Source organism: Bacillus cereus group sp. BcHK124, from assembly GCF_027712065.1.
Lineage (GTDB): Bacteria > Bacillota > Bacilli > Bacillales > Bacillaceae_G > Bacillus_A > Bacillus_A pacificus.
On record NZ_JAQFPJ010000022.1, the window covers coordinates 38,371 to 56,661 of the forward strand.

The window sequence follows — 18,291 nt, forward strand, 5'->3', positions numbered from 1 at the left end:
GTATGCAAATGGTTTTGTTTTTGACTAAGTGCGTAAAAATGTGTGAAGCATGATCAGATGGGAACTATTAAGGTTTGAATTTAGGGAATAATTGTTGATATTCAGGGTGCTTACGAAGATCTTGGGTTAGGCTACTAAACTCTAAAAATCGAGTTTCGATTTGCTCAAGGGACTGACCATAATGTGATTGAAGTCCCATTTGAATGCCCTTTTTTGAAAGGGTAGGTATTATTTGTAATTTTCTTGCCTTTGTATGTTCGTTCCAAGGGCTAAAATAAAATTTAACAATAAATGAAGGGGAGTTATAAACGATAGGTTGGTGCCGCGTAAAATGTCTGCCTGGTAAATATGCGCCATCAAGATGATTGTGTATAAATCTCCAGGCGCAGCCGATTTCTGGTTTATAAGGAAAAAGACCATGGTATCGTTGCTCTATTAATGGAATAGAATATCTTAGTTTTGAATAATTGTAATCATGCTTATCAATCATGACAATCATTCTAATCGCATACATATTTTGGCCTAACGTATGAAGTGATGAGAAAAATTCTTCTACATTGTTACAGCAAAGAAATTCTGTAGTATTTAATACCATCTTCCAACCTGAAACTTCTCTCTCAATTTCCATTACTTCAATGTCAGTATTAGTGGGATCGAATTCAAGGAATCTTGAATCTCGTACTTCCCAGTGGGGGGCAAATAATTTGCAAATTTCAACTGAACGATCTGTAGAACCTCTATTAATTAAAATACCGTGATCGAATATTTTCGTGTGATGCATAAGCCACCATGGTAATAAATACTCCTCGTTATAAAAGTGAGAGATAACTGTCCTAGTGATTTTAATCTCCTCCAATTGCATAAATAATGATTGTATTTCACTATTATTATCATATGTTTTACAGTAAGAAAGGTTGAAAGGAACGGGGGATTCCATTTTCCTATTTTAGTATCAGTATATCGAAAAAACAGCAATCTAACTATATAGATAGAGTTATAGATTGTGAATATACTACATACTTAGATGTGTGCGGAATTGTGTATAAATTATGAATAGTAAACCGTCACGTTTGACTGTACAGTTTATGTATTGTATGATGTTAGTAATATAAACAAGGGGGGAAGATCGTTGGGAAGGTGTATCGAATCGGACAGTTGGCTCTCATGGCTCACGTGTCGAAACGAACGATTGATTATTATACGAATCTAGGTATCTTAAAAGCGGAGCGATCTCAATCTAATTATCGCTATTACGACGAAACAGCAGTTGAGACATTACAATTTATTGAGAAGTGCAAAGAAATGCATATGCCGCTTTGTGAGATTAAAGAGAAAATCGAGGAGAAGAAGAAGCTGCTCGGTATCAATGAACACGTTTCGAAACAAGTGAATGAAGTGACAGACCATATTCATCGATTAGAAGCAGAGTTAACAGAGTTAAAGCCGCTTTTAGATGGATTGACTGATTCACAACGTGAAAAAATATCGAAATCTTTATCTGGTCAAACGACAGCTTTAATACAGACACTTGCTCTATTACTATAGAAAAAGTGAAATCCGACCTCTTTAATTTTTGTATCGGGCTATGTTTTCTAAGAAAGAAATAAGAAAACATTATAGTATACAGGAGGTGGACACCTTAGTTTTTTAACTAAGGGGATTCATTGGAAATATTTAATTTAGTCATGGTTGCGATTTTAATCGCATTTACTGGATTTTTCGTAGCAGCTGAGTTTGCGATTGTAAAAGTACGTTCAAGTCGTATTGATCAGCTTGTTGCAGAAGGAAAACGCGGTGCTTTAGCAGCGAAAAAAGTAACAACAAATTTAGATGAATATTTATCTGCTTGTCAATTAGGTATTACAGTTACAGCTATGGGATTAGGTTGGTTAGGTGAACCGACAATTGAAAAGTTATTACACCCGTTATTTGAGAAATGGAACTTAAATCCTTCTATTTCATCAGTATTAACATTTGGTCTTGCTTTTATGATTATGACGTATTTACACGTTGTAGTAGGAGAATTAGCTCCAAAAACGATGGCAATTCAAAAGGCTGAAAGGGTAACGTTATTATTGGCGGGTCCATTAATGATGTTCTATAAAGTGATGTATCCATTTATTTGGGTATTGAACGGTTCAGCGCGTGTTGTAACTGGCTTATTCGGTTTAAAACCAGCTTCAGAACATGAAGTAGCTCATACAGAGGAAGAATTACGCCTTATCCTTTCAGATAGCTATGAAAGTGGCGAAATTAATCAGGCTGAATACAAGTATGTAAATAACATTTTTGAATTTGATAATCGTATTGCAAAAGAGATTATGGTACCGCGAACAGAAATCATTGGTTTCTATCTGGAAGATTCAGTAGAAGAACACATGAAAGTAATCCAAAATGAGCGATACACACGTTATCCGATTTTTGGAGAAGATAAAGATGATATTATCGGTATGGTCAACGTAAAAGATTTCTTTATTCGATATATGACCGAGGATCAAAAAGATTTATCATCTATTCGCTCGTATATGCGTCCGATTATTGAAGTGATGGAAACGACTCCAATTCACGATTTATTACTTCAAATGCAGAAGAAGCGAATTCCGATGGCTGTTTTATATGATGAGTACGGAGGAACAGCTGGAATTGTAACGCTTGAGGACATCTTGGAGGAAATCGTCGGCGAAATTCGTGACGAATATGATGAAGATGAAGCACCACCAATTCAACATGTGAACGAGCAACATATCATTGTTGATGGAAAAGTGCTTATCTCAGAAGTGAAAGATTTATTTGGATTACACATTGAAGAAGATGATGTGGATACAATCGGTGGATGGATTATGATGCAAAATCATGAAATCGAAGAAGGACAACACGTTGAGGCAGAAGGTTATGAATTTAAAGTGTTAGAAAAAGACGCTTACCAAATTAAACGTGTTGAAATTCGTAAGATGGAACAAGAACAAGAAGAAGAGAAAGCAGCAACTGTGTAAGTTGCTGCTTTTCTTCTAAAGTACAAAAAATGAGAACTTAGGAGCGGATATTTTGATTCAAGAAGCCTTACGTGTATATCGATTACAATTGTATGTAATCTTTAGTGGTTTACTACTTATGTGGACGATTACTCCGTTTGGAAAACAAGTAACAGGGTTTGGTATCGGATTAGCTGTAAGTGCATATTGCCTTTGGTTATTAGCTCGCAGGGTGGAGAAACTTGGGAAAAGTATCGTAATGAAGGAAAGGGCTCCAGGATTAGGAGTTCTAAACCGATTTGCAGCTGCCATTTTAGGAGCTATCATCATGTATGAAATTGAGCATGAAATGGAAATGTGGGCATTTGGTACAGGCATTTTAGGTGGTCACTTTTTAATGATTGCGAATTTAGCTTATGCAAATATGCAGTTAGTGAAAGAAGAAGAGAAGAAAAGGGAACGTACTTCGAAAAACATAGAGCTATGATGAAAGGGACCTAATAGGGTTCCTTTTTATTTTAGTGATTTGATACAAGTAACCAAATTAACGACAAATATAATACGCTTCTTTTTTGCGTTTTTCAATAGTATGAAAAATAATAAAAAAATTTTTAAAAACCCATCGATTTCTAAAGGTTATGTATGTTATCATGACAAAAGACTTTTTGAAAGAGGTGGATACCAATGTTACAAGCGCTACTTATTTTTGTGCTTCAAATTATTTACGTTCCAATTTTAACAATTCGTACGATTTTGCTTGTAAAGAATCAAACAAGATCCGCTGCTGGCGTAGGATTGTTAGAAGGAGCTATTTACATTGTCAGTTTAGGTATTGTGTTTCAAGATTTATCAAATTGGATGAACATCGTTGCCTATGTCATTGGCTTTAGTGCAGGACTGTTATTAGGCGGTTATATAGAGAATAAATTAGCAATTGGTTATATTACGTATCAAGTTAGTTTACTAGACCGTTGTAATGAATTAGTAGATGAGTTACGTCACTCTGGATTTGGCGTTACAGTATTTGAAGGCGAAGGTATTAATTCGATACGTTATCGCTTAGATATCGTTGCAAAGCGTTCTAGAGAAAAAGAACTGTTAGAAATTATTAATGAAATTGCACCGAAAGCGTTTATGTCTTCTTATGAAATTCGTTCATTTAAAGGTGGATATTTAACGAAGGCGATGAAGAAGAGAGCGTTAATGAAGAAGAAAGATGAACACGCATCGTAAAAAAGAGGAGTAGTGCTGCATGAAAAGCGCAGTATAAGCCCAAATGTAAAAGGGAGGAATCTATTTTGATGTAGATTCCTCTCTTTTTTATTGTTAATTGAAAAGCTAAATCGTATAATTATTTTTTCTACTCATCCTCAAATTAATGATTAGCCATATAACTTGAAAAAATACCGGTATGATAAACGCGATTAATATAACGATAAGTGATATGGATTTAATTTCAGGTGTTTGAATAACACCAGCACCATCAACCTCTCGTAACCAAATAATAGCCGCCCATATTCCAAAAATGATAATCCAAAATAGGTTACCGATCCACCAAGAAATCCATCGTTTTTTCATGTTAGCACCCCTTACATGTATCTACTGTTAAAAGTATATTTTCGTTCGTTACATTTATAATGAAACAACTTTAAAATTAGTTTTTAACTGTATATCTAACTTGTTTGAAGGTTACTATTTCTCCATCATCATTATCATCTTTCGTTTGCAAAAGTTGAACTTTTGGTTTGTAGTCTGTCCGATGAGCGTGTTCGATATCTTTAATGTTAAGCTTGTAGGATTCACCATTTTTTAGCTTTTGCTCTAACACTTTTTTATTAGCGACATAAATAAAAGTTACTTTATTTTCATCAATACCTTCAGTCTTAATTTCTAATTCATTATCTTTTGTTGTAATCGTTGGTGTTAATAATGCGATACTGCCGTTTCCGGTTTCTAAAGAATTTTCTGCAATAGCTGAACATCCGGATAATATGATTCCGGTGAATAGAAGAACAATTAATTTCTTTTTCATAACATCCCCCCGATTCTATGTAATTTTTGATTTTGGCATTGTTAGATTGCTAGTGTGGAGCGTAAATGCTTAGCTAGTACTCTTTTGATTGTACCATAATATGTAAATCAGGGCGGGGTGTAAATCAAATTTAAGGGAGATTGAAAAGTTTACTTATTGTTGAGTATCAATATTTTTCTAGTAGGTATATATCTTCTTTAGAGCGCTCTTTTTTTATATTTAAAATATGAAGTGAAATAAAACCAATAAGTCCTATTCCCCCGAAAATAAGCCATGGTGTATACATTCCGTTTAATTTGGATTTAAACCATGTACCGGTATAATTACCGATGATAAAACCAAATGCGAGTGATAATTGATAAAATCCGAAGAAAGTAGCTGTATATGATTCATTACTGTAATTTGCAATAGCGATATCAGCGTTAGGTAATACGAGTGTTTCACCAATTGTAAAGAAAATTACACAAATAAATAGCCAATATGGGTGTTGAAATAAAGGGATGAGTAAAAAGGAAATACTCATTAATAAAATACCGTATTTAATAAATGAAAGCGTGTTGTATTTGTGAAAGAGTTTTCGAAATAACACCATAAATATGACGCCTGTTATTGCATTTATCGTAATGACTAATGTAGCAAGCTGATTGCTATTACTAATGTTTTTCATATGAAGTGGAAGTGCGACAGTAAGCTGAGTAAACATAATATAGAAGAAGATCATGATAAATGAAAACAGAAGGAAAGACTTGTTTTGTAAGATAGTCTGTATTCCTAATGCAATAGACGTACTTTCAGTAGTGACTTGGAAGTGGTTTTTAAGTAAGTAAAAGATTAAAGCAAATAACAGCATAAGAGATCCTGTTAGAGAGAAAGCATAGATTGGATCGAGTAAGAGTAAGAACCCTCCTGCAATTGGTCCGATTATTGCACCGCAATTAAAGCTAAGGTTTAAATATGTAAATAAATTTTTTCGCAAATGAGCTGGCTGTGAGCCAAATATAGCGCGCGCAGCAGGTTCGTAAAATGCAGTTCCGAAGCCAATAAGTGCAGAAGAAATAGAAACTGTATAGAAATCAGAGCATATTCCTAAAGCGATAAATCCGATTCCTCTTAAAAATAATCCGGCTATCATCATAATGATATAGCCTATTTTGTCAGCAATTAAACCTGAGAATAAAGGGATAACCCGTGATGTAATTATTATAACTGTCAACACTGTTCCGACTTGAAAAGTTGAAAAATGAAGAAAGCTTAATAGATAAATAGCTAAAAATGCGTATACTGCAAAATACCCAAAAGACATAAAAAATGAAGAAATAAGCATGAAACGTATCGGTATTGAGAAACTTTTCATAAAACCCCTCCTAATTATGTAACCAGTAAAATCATTTGATGGTTAACTATTTTATATTATAATTATACACAAAGTCAGAAAAAAGTAAATTTTAAGAAGAAGGTGAATGGAATTGAGCCAAAACGCACCAAACGAATTAGAGTATATTCGAGAATTTTTAAATACATGGAGAATACCAAACGATACGAGAGAAGCAATTGATTTGCTGCAAACAGAAGAGGATATAAAGCTTTTTATGAAAGAATATTTTCATGAAGAGTTTACATTTCATACGATAGAGGAATTAAAAAGTTTTCGAGAAGATATTCGGGCGGCAATTGAAGGTGAAGGATCATTGCAAAAGTGGTTAGAGAAATATCCATTTCATGTACATGTAATGGAAGATATGAAAGGTATTACGTATGAACCAATACACGAAGAAACTGTATATACAAAAGTATTAAGCATTGTTTTAATAGCAGTTCAAGAAAATTTATGGGGGAGGTTAAAAGCATGTCCAGATTGCCGCTGGGTATTCTATGACAATTCACGAAATGGAAGTAAAAGATGGTGCGGTATGTACGCTGGAGAAGAAGGAGGGAGAGCGTGCGGTACGATTGCGAAAGTGAAAAATTATCGAGCGAAAAGAAAAGGAAGATCGGGTTATAATGTGTAATTTAAATTAGGGGAAGAAAATGGAATGGGGGAATGTAGAATATGAAGGGTACACAAATGTTAGCTTTAAATAAAAAGTGTTGGGATACAGTTGCACCTTATTTCTTTCAAGTGGATTGTTTACCGAAATATGGCCCGTATACAGCGTCTGAAGATGAGATTCATTTGTTCGATTCAATTAAAGGTAAAAAGGTTCTTGATATTGGATGTGGAAGTGGGCATTCGTTGCAATATATGGCGGAACATGGCGCAGAAGAATTGTGGGGACTTGATCTTTCGAGCACACAAATCGAAACGGCACATAAAACATTACAGTCGTGGAATCCAAAGTTAATATGTGGAGCAATGGAAGAGGAAGTGGATATTCCGAAAGGGTATTTTGATATTGTATATTCCATTTATGCATTAGGTTGGACTTCAGATTTAAGAAAAACGTTGGAATTGATTTATTCGTATGTAAAGCCAGGAGGAAGCTTTGTTTTTAGCTGGGAGCATCCCGTATATTCAAACTTAATGTATGGAACAGAGGAGATTGCTTTCAGCTCGTCTTATCATGAAGAAACTCCTATTACGTTTGAAACATTTAAAGGGGAGGATGTACAAGCGACATTATATAAGAGAAAAATAAGTACATACATAAATGAGTTACATAGAGCCGGATTTACAATTGAGAGAATAGAAGAGCCTGAACCATCGAGCTCGTTTGATGAAGAACTAGCTGAGCCGTCTCCGAAATATTATTCTTTACATAAAGCTAGAATGGTGCCAACTACTTTTATTATTAAGGCGAGAAAGTAAAGTGTTTTATAAAAAGAAGCCTATTATTTCAAATGAATGAAATGATAGGCTTCTTTATTTTTTAAAAAATGAGGTCAGATGTGTACTTTTCTTATAAAAATGCATTTCATATAAAAGGTGTAATTATTTTGGGGAAGGGGGATTGTTGTGCGTCATTATAGAAAGTGCAAAAAATTTGGAGTGGCACTGCCTCTTCCGCTTATAGGAGCAACTGGCCCAACTGGTAATAGTGGCCCGATTGGTCCAACTGGAGGGCATGAAGGTCCTGTTGGTCCTACAGGGGTGACTGGCCCGACGGGAGCAACTGGGCCTCAAGGTCCTCAAGGTATCAGGGGAATACAAGGTCCCCGAGGGACAACAGGAGCACAAGGAATACAAGGAGCTATTGGTGATACAGGAGAGCAAGGTATAACTGGTCCAACTGGTCTCCAAGGTGCTCAAGGGTTAATCGGAAACCAAGGTCTAATTGGTGATATTGGAGTACAAGGACCAGAAGGAATACAAGGAATTACAGGCCCTACTGGTAGTCAAGGTATACAAGGTCCACAAGGAATACAAGGAGAGATAGGTGAGCGAGGACAAACGGGAGTACAAGGAATGCAAGGTGTGATAGGGGAAGCTGGTATTACAGGTGTAACAGGTCCCCAAGGTGCCCAAGGAGCGCAAGGAATACAAGGGGAGGACGGAACTACAGGTATACAAGGGGAAGAAGGTCCAAAAGGAATACAAGGAATTACTGGAGAGCAAGGACACCAAGGTGATCAAGGGATACAAGGTGTAGTAGGCCCAACCGGTTCTACTGGTCCACAAGGCCCTCAAGGTATAAGCGGAATAAAGGGAATAACAGGTGTAACAGGTCCACAAGGGCCACAAGGGATACAAGGGACACAAGGAGTAAGAGGTTCTACCGGTTTTCAAGGAGCAAAAGGAGTACGAGGGATAACAGGAGCAACCGGACCTACCGGTACACAAGGTGCAGAAGGTCCACCTGGAGGGCCAACAGGAGTTACCGGTCCAGTTGGTCCGTCAAGTGGAGTGACTGGTCCAGCTGGTCCACCCGGTCCACCTGGGGGGCCAACAGGTCCAACGGGAGCAACTGGTGCGCGGGGTGTAACAGGGGGAACTGGTGCGATAGGAGCACAAGGGTTACAAGGAATAACTGGTCCAACTGGTCCTCAAGGTGTAAGAGGAGCGCAAGGAGCTCGAGGTGTAGTTGGAGCGGTTGGATTTCAAGGAGCACAGGGGCCCCAAGGGTTACAAGGAATAACAGGAGCAACTGGTGTAGAAGGTCCACAAGGAATACAAGGTCCGCAGGGAGAAATCGGTCCAACGGGTGCAGAAGGTCCTAAAGGAGTGCAAGGTATACAAGGAGTAACAGGTCCAACAGGAGCACAAGGAATGCAAGGGTTACAAGGTATACAAGGTCCAACAGGAGTGGCAGGAGCTGCAGGAGCTCAAGGTGCACAAGGCATACAAGGCGCAACCGGGCCAGCTGGAGCACAAGGCATACAAGGTGCACAAGGAATCCGAGGAGAAACAGGGGCAGCTGGAGTACAAGGAATACAAGGAGTTCAAGGGATACAAGGGATAACGGGATTGACCGGTCCTCAAGGTGCACAAGGTCCTCAAGGAGTGCAAGGAATAATAGGGCCGACTGGAGCTATTGGTTTGCAAGGACCTCAAGGAATACAAGGTATAGTAGGCCCAACAGGAGCGCAAGGCTCTCAAGGAATGCAAGGCATACAAGGAATAACAGGTCCGACAGGTGCGCAAGGAATTAGAGGTTCCCAAGGGAATCTAGGAGAAAACGGGATAACTGGTTCTCAAGGAGTTCAAGGGGCACAAGGTAGTCAAGGACCCCAAGGCCTACAAGGAAATGTTGGAATTACTGGTGAAGCTGGTGAAACTGGAGCGATGGGAGCAACCGGAGCGACGGGATTACAAGGTATTCAAGGAGTGCAAGGAATTATAGGGCTACAAGGGATAACGGGACCGACAGGAAATACAGGAGCAACAGGTCCACAAGGCATACAAGGAATTCAAGGTATTCAAGGCTTGCAGGGTCAGGCTGGTGTAATAGGGATGACGGGAGTTAGCGGAAGTACAGGACCGGTTGGAGCGCAAGGTAGTCAGGGACCAAGTGGCGTGGTGGGACCGACAGGCGCAACTGGTAGTGCAGGTTCAATAGGCTTCTTGGGAATAGCGGGAGCGACTGGAGCGACTGGCTTACCTAGCGGGGGCGGTTATTTCTTTTCTACTTCAACGAGTACAATTGCAGCGAATGCATTCATACCAATTAATTCTGGATCTACAGTTTTTGGTTCTGGTGTAAGTTTAACAAATGCAACAACTGTAACGTTAAGTACGCCGGGAATATATTTAGTAAGCTATTATTTTCAAGGTGATCCAAATGGGGGGAATGAAACGATTTCCGTGAGGCTTACTTTAAATGGAACACAAGTCACAGGGAGTTTTATTTTTTATGTTACAGGAGGTACTTTTGTATTAGAACCAGCAGTTTCGAATACGATGGTCATTGAAGTTACTTCTCCAAATTCCACCTTGTCATTACAAAATGGTCCATTAGCTATTGGGCACGTAACGACATTATCTGGTGTGATAACAGCTAGTTTAAATATATTAAAAATAGTTTGACGCATTATAAACGGGGGGAGATGCTTGTGAAGGATCAAGATAAGTGTAGTAAGTTTCAAGCACCTATTCCTTTTCTGCCTTCAGGTATTACAGGTCCAACCGGTCCAACAGGTCCGACAGGTTCTTTAGGTGGGCCGACTGGACCGCAAGGAATACAAGGCGTGCAAGGTCCAATCGGTCCAACCGGTCCAACAGGAATTCAAGGAGCGCAAGGGGTGCAGGGAGAGATTGGCCCAACCGGTCCAACTGGTTTAACAGGACCACGGGGTGCTCAAGGGAGTCAAGGGCCGATAGGGGAACAAGGTCCACAAGGGATTCAAGGTGTTCAAGGTATTCAAGGCGAACGAGGTCCGACTGGCCCAACTGGAATTCAAGGGATACAAGGTATACCTGGGCCAATGGGAGAAACAGGTCTAACAGGAATACAAGGAATACAAGGTATACAAGGAGAAATTGGTCCAACCGGTCCAACAGGAATACAAGGTATACAAGGAGTACAAGGTGAAATAGGTCCGACTGGCCCAACAGGAAATACGGGTATACAAGGTGTTCAAGGGAATTTAGGGAATAGTGGTTTACAAGGGGTAACAGGTATACAAGGTATTCAGGGACCAATTGGCCCGACTGGTCCAACAGGATCTCAAGGAATTCAAGGAGAACAAGGACCAATGGGACCAACAGGGGCAACCGGCGTCCAAGGTTTACAAGGTCCACAAGGTGAGATGGGGCTAACCGGTCCAACAGGCTTTCAAGGAATACAAGGAGTGCAAGGTGTAATAGGACCAACCGGCCCAACAGGCTTGCAAGGGGATCCAGGTCCAACAGGATCGACTGGCCCAACCGGAGTAACTGGTGCAACGGGATCTGCAACAGGTCCAACCGGAGCAACCGGCCCAACAGGTCCGCCAGGAGGTCCGACCGGTCCAACCGGTCCAGCAGGATCACCAGGAGGTCCAACAGGTCCGACGGGAGCGACCGGAGCAACAGGAGCGACTGGAGCAACAGGGGCGACTGGAATTCAAGGAGTGCAAGGAGTACAGGGACCAACTGGAGCAACAGGTTTAACTGGGTTGCAAGGAGTGCAGGGACCAATGGGGGCAACTGGTCCAACGGGTGATCAAGGTATTCAAGGACCTCAAGGTGTAATGGGAGTAACAGGTCCAACCGGTTTACAAGGTTTACAAGGGATACAGGGACCGGTAGGAGCAACCGGTCCAACAGGCCCGCAAGGCGTGCAAGGGGCGCAGGGTCCAATCGGGCAGGCAGGCCCACAAGGAATTCAAGGCATACAAGGTGAGCAAGGTGTAAGAGGAGCAACGGGTCCAACAGGTTTACAGGGGCTACAAGGGATACAAGGAATACAGGGACCAACTGGGCCCCAAGGAATCCAAGGAGTACAAGGACCGAGCGGCATAACAGGCCCAACCGGTCCACAAGGAATTCAAGGAATACAGGGCCCTCAAGGAAATATCGGTCCAACCGGCCCCCAAGGAATCCAAGGTGTGCAAGGACCCCAAGGCCCGACCGGTCCGACTGGAGCAACAGGTCCTCAAGGTATACAGGGAATTCAAGGACCACAAGGAGTAACGGGTCCACAAGGCATACAAGGTATACAAGGAATTCAAGGTGTAATAGGCCCAACCGGCCCAACAGGACCGCAAGGAATTCAAGGGATAACCGGCTCGACGGGACCAACAGGAGCAACTGGAGCAACAGGTCCAACTGGAGTAACGGGTCCTCAAGGTCCTCAAGGTATTCAAGGACCCCAAGGCGTAACTGGGCAGGCGGGAGCAACCGGAGCGACAGGAGCAACGGGTCCACAAGGCGTGCAAGGAATCCAAGGTCCACAGGGGATAACGGGTCCGACGGGAGCAACCGGAGTTACTGGAATAACAGGCCCACAAGGAATCCAAGGAATCCAAGGTCCACAAGGTGTGACGGGAGCAACCGGAGCAACCGGAGCGACTGGAGCGACTGGTGCAACAGGCCCGACTGGAATCCAAGGCATACAAGGCATAACTGGAGCGACTGGTGCAACAGGAGTAACAGGCCCAACAGGAGCCACGGGTCCAACCGGCTTAACAGGAGCAACAGGATCATCTGCAATATCAACAGGTGGCGGCTATTTCTTTTCTACCTCAACAAGTGCAATTGCAGCCAATGCCAATATTCCAATCAATAGTGGATCTACAGTATATGGAACAGGTGTATCTTTAACTAGTGCCACAACGGTTACTGTATCTACGCCAGGAATATATTTGGTAAGTTATTATTTTCAAGGAGATGCAAGTGGTGGGAATGAGACAGTATCTGTCAGATTATTATTAAACGGAGCTCAACTAACAGGGAGTTTTATACAAAACGTAACGACGTCAACTGTAGTAATTGAACCAGCCATTTCAAATACGCTTCTTGTGAATGTAACGAGTGCCAATTCAACATTAATATTACAAAATGGTCCGTTAGGGGTAGGGCATGTAACGACCATAGCGGGTGCGATTACAGCAAGTTTAAATGTAGTGAGAATTTTATAAGAAAAATAAAAAACACAAGGGATGCTTTTTAGACACACCTTGTGTTTTTGATGTTAAATGAACCATTTCTTTATCTTTTCGGCTGAAAAATATGTTGAAAGAAGTATTTGTGATGTAAGTTATCTACAATTTTATTTGCTTGATATGTGCGATGTTGTTCGAGTCGAAGTCTTTGCTCCATCATTTTTATTGCGTGATCAGATAAACGTAACATAGTGCATGTCTCCTTTTCTATAAATATAGGTGACTATTTGGTATCGATCCCATATTTATTATTAAGGAGGTAAAATGTGTAACATAGGCAAAAAGCACCTTCCTCTCCCATTACGCTTACGAGGTTAGCTGTCGGACTCGGGAAGTGAGAGTTTCCCTACTTAAATAAGATTCGCCCCAAGTAGCAAAGCTACAAAAATGGTTCCCCCGCTCCAAATTTTGGACTCAGCAAAAGGTTTTATAAAGTAAAAGATAACATAAATAAATTAATGAGTCAAACTATTTGTTGTTTTCTGATTTTTTAAGTGAAGTTAAAACCACTCCATCGGGTAATATGATCTCCTTTACTGCAATAAAGCCATGTTTTTTATATAAAGACAGAGCAGGGGTATTTTCTTTTCCTGTTTGTACAATATATGTTTTGGAAGGGGAGAACATGTCAAATACATAAAGTAGTAGTTTTGTTGCAATCCCTTTATGAAAATGATCGGGGGATACTACTAAACGATGAATATCTACTTCCTCTTCATCCATTTTAAAAGAAATAAACCCAGCAAGTGTATCTTCAAAAAAATAGCCGTAAAAAATTTCATCACAAGATTGAATATCGGCTACAGTATCATAAAGGCGAGGGATAGCTGTACTATTTATATATTTCGCCTCAATTTCATAAGCGGGTATTTGAATGCTTAAAATAGAAGTTGCAGTTTTGTGAGAAGTTGTTATTAATTTTTGAATCATAGAATAGAAACCTCCTTGTTGGCTGTATTTTCATAGATTTGACAAGATTTTTCTTTTTTGGATATAATAATTACATAGTTACACAATAAGTTAGTAGCTAAATTGAATTACACTATAATAGAAATGGAGGACTAAAGATGGGGTGGATTATCACATTAATAGTTGGTGCTATTATAGGTGCAATTGCAGGTTCTATTACAGGTAAAGACTTTCCTGCTGGCATGTTTGGAAATATAATTGCTGGTTTATTAGGAGCTTGGTTAGGCGGTAAATTATTTGGAGATTGGGGTCCATCACTAGGTGGTATTCATATTGTACCAGCTTTATTAGGATCAATTGTTCTCGTTCTTATTGTATCATTTGTAGTGAAAGCTGCAAGGAAATAAAGAGTTATATTATGATAAAAAGCCCTATATAAGGGCTTTTCATCATTCGAAGAGGTGGTTTTATTGGAGAAAGTAAGTTTAAGAAAACGAGATAAGTTGAAAAAATTTTTTAGAGAACACAATTATTTAGCAGTGTTACTTGGGTTTGCACTATTGTTCATTAATATTTTATTACTAACAAAAATATCATTTGTTTTTACACCGTTTATCGTCTTTTTAAAAACAATTTTCTTCCCGGTATTATTAGCGGGCGTGCTATTTTATATTTTGCATCCATTCGTTTCGCTTTTAGAAAAGAAAGGTGTTTCAAGAATCGTATCGATAGCCTCGATATACTTAATCGTAATTGGATTATTTGTGTTTTTAGTTTTAACGGTTATTCCTATTATTAAAGATCAAATTGACGCATTAATAGATAACTTACCGTATTTCGGTCATGAAATTGAACGAGCAGCACGTAGATTTGGGGAAAGTAATTTACTAGGAAAAATTCAGGAGAATTTAAATATTGATGTAGCGAGTATGGTAAAAGACTATACAGTTGATTTTACGAAATCTTTATCATCAGTAACAGGAAATGTAACTGGATTTTTAAGTACTATTACAGAGGTCGTTTTAACGTTTGTAATGGTTCCGTTTATATTGTTCTATCTTTTAAAAGATGGTGAGCAATTACCAAATCACTTTTTAAAGTTTATTTCAGAACAAAGACGACCAGCAGCGATGAGAATACTAGACGATATGCATTATGCGATTAGCTCGTATATTAGAGGACAAATTATCGTTAGCTTATTTATCGGTATTATGCTATTAATTGGTTACCTTATTATCGGTATTAAATATGCAGTACTACTCGCTATTTTAGCGATGATTGTAAATATCGTTCCGTACGTAGGACCAATTATCGCAATAACTCCAGCATTAATTATCGCATTTATTGATTCGCCAGGAATGGTTTTAAAGGTAATTATTGTTATGATGGTTGTACAATTAGCAGAAGGTAAATTTATTTCTCCGCAAGTCATGGGGAAAAAGCTAGATATTCACCCGATTACTATCATTTTTATTATTTTAACTGCCGGAAATTTATTTGGAATTATGGGGATTATTTTAGCAATCCCAGGATATGCGATATTAAAAGTGTTAGTAACGCATGGTTATCGATTTGTTAAGTTGAATACGTAGGAAAAAGAGCTAAAACAGTATTATCTGTTTTAGCTCTTTTTTATTAACAATTGATGTGCATATTGGCGTGCCCATTGATCCGCTTCTAATATAGCATCTAGTGAAGGATCTTTTACGTTATGATGGGCTTCAACTGTTTTGTAAATTGTTTTTTCAATATCGAAAAAGGCAGTTTCATTTTTTAAGAATAGTGCATTCGCAATTTCATTTGCTGCGTTTAATACAGCAGGAGTAGTACCACCAATTTTGCCACATTCATATGCGTATTGTAGACAAGGAAACTTCTCTAAATCTGGTTTTTCAAAATGTAAACTACCGATTTCTAATAAATTTAATTTTTCATAGGAAGAAGGTAGCCGAGTAGGGTAGTGAAACGCATATTGAATCGGCATCCTCATATCAGGAGCACCGAGCTGCGCAATAACTGATCCATCAATAAACTCTACTAAAGAATGAATAATACTTTCTTTATGAATCATTACATCAATTTTTTCATAAGGAATATCAAATAGCCATCTTGCTTCCATTACTTCGAATCCTTTATTCATTAATGTGGCAGAATCAATCGTTAATTTTGCCCCCATTAACCAGTTTGGGTGCTTTAAGGCATCTTTTGCTTGTAGAGTGTTCATTTCTTCACGTGTTTTATCACGGAATGCACCGCCAGAAGCTGTAACGATTAATTTGTCAATTTCTTTATTATTTTCTCCGTTTAAACATTGGAAAATAGCTGAATGTTCGCTATCGACTGGAATTAAACGACATCCGTTTTGTTTGGCCAGTTCAGTTACAATATGACCAGCTGCAACTAACGTTTCTTTATTAGCGATGGCAATATCTTTCTTCGCTTTTAATGCTTCAATTGTTGGGAGTAATCCTGAAACACCAACGACGGAACTTAATACAAGATTTGAATCAGGGTGAGTAGCTACCGCAATTAAGCCATCTGTTCCGTATGTAATTTTTACGTTGGTTGAAATACGCGTACGAAGCGTGTCTGCTAATTCTTTTGTCGCGACGCTTACAATGCGAGGTTGAAACGTTTTGATTTGTTGCTCAAGAAGCTCGATATTATAATTTGCGGTTAAACCGACGATTTTAAAATGTTCGGGATGAGCTGAAACGACATCTAATGCAGATGTGCCGATAGATCCTGTTGAACCTAAAATGGATATATATTTTACCATGAAAAAACCTCCAAAGTTGTTTCGAGTATTTCTGCAAACCTATATAATATTAGACAATTGAAGTGGAAATTCCTGCTATATAAAATAGAAAATTTTGGTTTGTTCAGAAGTGAAATGTGATAAACTGTAAAAAAATAACGAAAAGCGATGAAAGAGAAGAGTACATATTCGAAACTTTTCAGAGAGCTGATGTGTGGTGGGAATCAGCAAGGAATGAATATGGAATGGGCTCTGGAGCTTCTAACTGAAATGAGTAGGTAAAGACGGTTACTTCCCGTTATTGAAGTGTGAAGTGAGCTATAAAGATAGCTAATTAAGGTGGTACCGCGGGAGTCTCTCGTCCTTTTTTAAGGATGAGGGGCTCTTTTGTTTTGAGAAAGGAGGAGTTAGGATGAGTGACAAAATAATGTTAACAGGAATTAAGCCGACAGGTTATCCGCATTTAGGAAATTATATTGGTGCAATTAAACCTGCGTTGCAAATGTCAAAGAAGAATGAAGGAAAAGCATTGTATTTTATAGCAGATTATCACGCGTTAAATGCTGTGCATGATCCGAGCCAGTTTAGTAGTTATACGAAAGAGGTAGCAGCTACTTGGTTATCGCTTGGACTTGGAGAAGATGTTATTTTTTACCGACAAACAGAAGTGCCGGAGATTCTAGAATTAGCTTGGATATTAGCTTGCCTAACTCCGAAAGGGCTTATGAACCGTGCTCATGCGTATAAAGCGAAAGTAGAGCAAAATAAAGAAGCGGGTTTAGAGGTCGATGCAGGAGTGAATATGGGATTATATACGTATCCAATCTTAATGGCAGCTGACATATTGCTATTTCAGGCTACGCATGTGCCAGTCGGAAAAGACCAAATTCAGCATATTGAAATTGCGCGTGATATTGCGACGTATGTTAATCATACTTTCGGCACGACATTTACACTTCCGGAGTATGTCATACAAGAAGAGGGTGCAATATTACCAGGGCTTGATGGAAGAAAGATGAGTAAAAGTTACGGGAATGTGATCCCATTATTTGCAGAGAAAGAAAAACTACGAAAGTTAATATTTAAAATCAAAACAGATTCTTCACTTCCAAATGAACCGAAAGAACTAGAAACGTTATATACAATATATAAAGAATTTGCGACAGAAGATGAAATGCAGTCGTTACGTGAAAAATATGAGACTGGAATCGGATGGGGCGATGTGAAAAAAGAGTTATTCCGCGTTGTAGACCGTGAATTAGCTGGGCCACGTGAGAAATATGCTATGTATATGAATGAACCGAATTTATTATATGAAGCGTTGGAAAAAGGTGCTGGGCGGGCGCGGACTATTGCGAAGGTAAATTTAACAGAAATTAAGAAACGGATTGGATTTGAGAGGGAGCACTGAGCGTTCCCTCTTTTTTCTCTATAACTTATTCGTCATATCGATGAGTAAAGCAAGGAGTTCGCATATTCTTTTGAAACTTATTAGTTGCATATATTAAAAAGTATGCTACTATAGGGTTACTTATTAAACATGTTTAATAAGTATAATGAAAGTCACTTAATAAAGATGTTTAATAAGTAGGGTTCATTTG

The 18,291-nt window shown here is 39.0% G+C and carries 18 protein-coding genes, 1 riboswitch and 1 other annotated feature; of the genes, 11 read left to right on the forward strand and 7 right to left on the reverse strand.

Annotated features, from left to right (window positions below):
* Positions 1-67: 67 nt before the first annotated feature.
* The gene (locus PDK19_RS22910) at positions 68-862 is read right to left on the reverse strand and encodes a glycosyltransferase family 2 protein (protein WP_041184588.1); all 795 of its coding nucleotides are present in this window, start codon (positions 860-862) and stop codon (positions 68-70) included.
* Positions 863-1,137: 275 nt separating this feature from the next.
* Between PDK19_RS22910 and PDK19_RS22915 the strand changes: the two genes are divergently transcribed.
* The 4 genes from PDK19_RS22915 (at position 1,138) to PDK19_RS22930 (ending at position 4,205) form a co-directional block, all read left to right on the forward strand.
* The gene (locus PDK19_RS22915; protein ID WP_000285644.1) at positions 1,138-1,545 is read left to right on the forward strand and encodes a MerR family transcriptional regulator; all 408 of its coding nucleotides are present in this window, start codon (positions 1,138-1,140) and stop codon (positions 1,543-1,545) included.
* Between the two features lie 119 nt (positions 1,546-1,664).
* Positions 1,665-2,993 carry a hemolysin family protein gene (locus PDK19_RS22920; RefSeq protein WP_000402270.1) on the forward strand — a complete coding sequence of 443 codons (1,329 nt, stop codon included), beginning with the start codon at positions 1,665-1,667 and terminating at the stop codon, positions 2,991-2,993.
* A 52-nt stretch (positions 2,994-3,045) separates the two neighbouring features.
* Positions 3,046-3,459 (forward strand): ATP synthase subunit I, encoded by a 414-nt coding sequence (locus tag PDK19_RS22925; RefSeq protein ID WP_000613881.1) that lies wholly within the window; start codon positions 3,046-3,048, stop codon positions 3,457-3,459.
* Positions 3,460-3,656: 197 nt separating this feature from the next.
* Positions 3,657-4,205: a DUF2179 domain-containing protein gene (locus PDK19_RS22930; protein ID WP_000938438.1), complete on the forward strand. Its 549-nt coding sequence runs from the start codon at positions 3,657-3,659 to the stop codon at positions 4,203-4,205.
* A 105-nt stretch (positions 4,206-4,310) separates the two neighbouring features.
* Here the strand turns inward: PDK19_RS22930 and PDK19_RS22935 are convergent, their stop codons facing one another.
* The 3 genes from PDK19_RS22935 to PDK19_RS22945 all read right to left on the reverse strand — a co-directional run bounded on the left by PDK19_RS22935 (position 4,311) and on the right by PDK19_RS22945 (position 6,358).
* Positions 4,311-4,550: a DUF3923 family protein gene (locus tag PDK19_RS22935; protein WP_000747688.1), complete on the reverse strand. Its 240-nt coding sequence runs from the start codon at positions 4,548-4,550 to the stop codon at positions 4,311-4,313.
* Positions 4,551-4,626: 76 nt separating this feature from the next.
* Positions 4,627-5,004 carry a hypothetical protein gene (locus tag PDK19_RS22940; protein WP_074567523.1) on the reverse strand — a complete coding sequence of 126 codons (378 nt, stop codon included), beginning with the start codon at positions 5,002-5,004 and terminating at the stop codon, positions 4,627-4,629.
* 166 nt (positions 5,005-5,170) lie between these two features.
* A complete protein-coding gene (locus PDK19_RS22945; protein WP_000834832.1) occupies positions 5,171-6,358 on the reverse strand; it encodes an MDR family MFS transporter in 1,188 nt (395 codons plus the stop codon).
* A gap of 112 nt (positions 6,359-6,470) precedes the next feature.
* Here PDK19_RS22945 and PDK19_RS22950 point away from each other — a divergent pair, with 112 nt between their 5' ends.
* The 4 genes from PDK19_RS22950 (at position 6,471) to PDK19_RS22965 (ending at position 12,999) form a co-directional block, all read left to right on the forward strand.
* Positions 6,471-7,013, forward strand: a complete 543-nt coding sequence (locus tag PDK19_RS22950) for a CGNR zinc finger domain-containing protein (RefSeq protein ID WP_014893586.1) — start codon at positions 6,471-6,473, stop codon at positions 7,011-7,013.
* A gap of 41 nt (positions 7,014-7,054) precedes the next feature.
* Complete coding sequence (locus PDK19_RS22955; protein ID WP_000679189.1) at positions 7,055-7,810, forward strand: class I SAM-dependent methyltransferase; 756 nt, start codon at positions 7,055-7,057, stop codon at positions 7,808-7,810.
* A gap of 147 nt (positions 7,811-7,957) precedes the next feature.
* The gene (locus tag PDK19_RS22960; RefSeq protein WP_270708110.1) at positions 7,958-10,465 is read left to right on the forward strand and encodes a collagen-like protein; all 2,508 of its coding nucleotides are present in this window, start codon (positions 7,958-7,960) and stop codon (positions 10,463-10,465) included.
* Positions 10,466-10,485: 20 nt separating this feature from the next.
* A complete protein-coding gene (locus PDK19_RS22965) occupies positions 10,486-12,999 on the forward strand; it encodes a BC_3345 family exosporium-associated protein (RefSeq protein WP_061680716.1) in 2,514 nt (837 codons plus the stop codon).
* A 70-nt stretch (positions 13,000-13,069) separates the two neighbouring features.
* On the opposite strand, the gene PDK19_RS22970 is transcribed toward PDK19_RS22965, so the two are convergent.
* Positions 13,070-13,213 (reverse strand): hypothetical protein, encoded by a 144-nt coding sequence (locus tag PDK19_RS22970; protein WP_000945244.1) that lies wholly within the window; start codon positions 13,211-13,213, stop codon positions 13,070-13,072.
* A 97-nt stretch (positions 13,214-13,310) separates the two neighbouring features.
* Positions 13,311-13,453: riboswitch (cyclic di-AMP (ydaO/yuaA leader) on the reverse strand.
* A 38-nt stretch (positions 13,454-13,491) separates the two neighbouring features.
* Positions 13,492-13,953, reverse strand: a complete 462-nt coding sequence (locus PDK19_RS22975; RefSeq protein WP_000615111.1) for a GNAT family N-acetyltransferase — start codon at positions 13,951-13,953, stop codon at positions 13,492-13,494.
* A gap of 137 nt (positions 13,954-14,090) precedes the next feature.
* Here PDK19_RS22975 and PDK19_RS22980 point away from each other — a divergent pair, with 137 nt between their 5' ends.
* Both PDK19_RS22980 and PDK19_RS22985 read left to right on the forward strand, forming a co-directional pair.
* A complete protein-coding gene (locus tag PDK19_RS22980) occupies positions 14,091-14,339 on the forward strand; it encodes a GlsB/YeaQ/YmgE family stress response membrane protein (RefSeq protein ID WP_000539717.1) in 249 nt (82 codons plus the stop codon).
* A 63-nt stretch (positions 14,340-14,402) separates the two neighbouring features.
* Positions 14,403-15,524: an AI-2E family transporter gene (locus PDK19_RS22985; protein ID WP_000416969.1), complete on the forward strand. Its 1,122-nt coding sequence runs from the start codon at positions 14,403-14,405 to the stop codon at positions 15,522-15,524.
* Between the two features lie 29 nt (positions 15,525-15,553).
* On the opposite strand, the gene PDK19_RS22990 is transcribed toward PDK19_RS22985, so the two are convergent.
* Positions 15,554-16,711 (reverse strand): 1-deoxy-D-xylulose-5-phosphate reductoisomerase, encoded by a 1,158-nt coding sequence (locus PDK19_RS22990; protein WP_000241813.1) that lies wholly within the window; start codon positions 16,709-16,711, stop codon positions 15,554-15,556.
* 138 nt (positions 16,712-16,849) lie between these two features.
* Positions 16,850-17,059, forward strand: a binding site (T-box leader).
* A 43-nt stretch (positions 17,060-17,102) separates the two neighbouring features.
* Here PDK19_RS22990 and PDK19_RS22995 point away from each other — a divergent pair.
* Entirely contained in the window at positions 17,103-18,101 is a 999-nt protein-coding gene (locus PDK19_RS22995; protein ID WP_074567520.1) for a tryptophan--tRNA ligase, read from the forward strand.
* The last annotated feature ends 190 nt before the right edge of the window (positions 18,102-18,291 follow it).

What these genes read in the sequence shown, in the direction of transcription:
- PDK19_RS22940 (WP_074567523.1), bottom strand. Translation starts at nt 5,004, where the DNA reads ATGAAAAAGAAATTAATTGTTCTTCTATTCACCGGAATCATATTATCC.
- PDK19_RS22910 (WP_041184588.1), bottom strand. Translation starts at nt 862, where the DNA reads ATGCAATTGGAGGAGATTAAAATCACTAGGACAGTTATCTCTCACTTT.
- PDK19_RS22945 (WP_000834832.1), bottom strand. Translation starts at nt 6,358, where the DNA reads ATGAAAAGTTTCTCAATACCGATACGTTTCATGCTTATTTCTTCATTT.
- PDK19_RS22970 (WP_000945244.1), bottom strand. Translation starts at nt 13,213, where the DNA reads ATGTTACGTTTATCTGATCACGCAATAAAAATGATGGAGCAAAGACTT.
- PDK19_RS22965 (WP_061680716.1), top strand. Translation starts at nt 10,486, where the DNA reads ATGCTTGTGAAGGATCAAGATAAGTGTAGTAAGTTTCAAGCACCTATT.
- PDK19_RS22935 (WP_000747688.1), bottom strand. Translation starts at nt 4,550, where the DNA reads ATGAAAAAACGATGGATTTCTTGGTGGATCGGTAACCTATTTTGGATT.
- PDK19_RS22990 (WP_000241813.1), bottom strand. Translation starts at nt 16,711, where the DNA reads ATGGTAAAATATATATCCATTTTAGGTTCAACAGGATCTATCGGCACA.
- PDK19_RS22930 (WP_000938438.1), top strand. Translation starts at nt 3,657, where the DNA reads ATGTTACAAGCGCTACTTATTTTTGTGCTTCAAATTATTTACGTTCCA.
- PDK19_RS22995 (WP_074567520.1), top strand. Translation starts at nt 17,103, where the DNA reads ATGAGTGACAAAATAATGTTAACAGGAATTAAGCCGACAGGTTATCCG.
- PDK19_RS22955 (WP_000679189.1), top strand. Translation starts at nt 7,055, where the DNA reads ATGAAGGGTACACAAATGTTAGCTTTAAATAAAAAGTGTTGGGATACA.
- PDK19_RS22975 (WP_000615111.1), bottom strand. Translation starts at nt 13,953, where the DNA reads ATGATTCAAAAATTAATAACAACTTCTCACAAAACTGCAACTTCTATT.
- PDK19_RS22980 (WP_000539717.1), top strand. Translation starts at nt 14,091, where the DNA reads ATGGGGTGGATTATCACATTAATAGTTGGTGCTATTATAGGTGCAATT.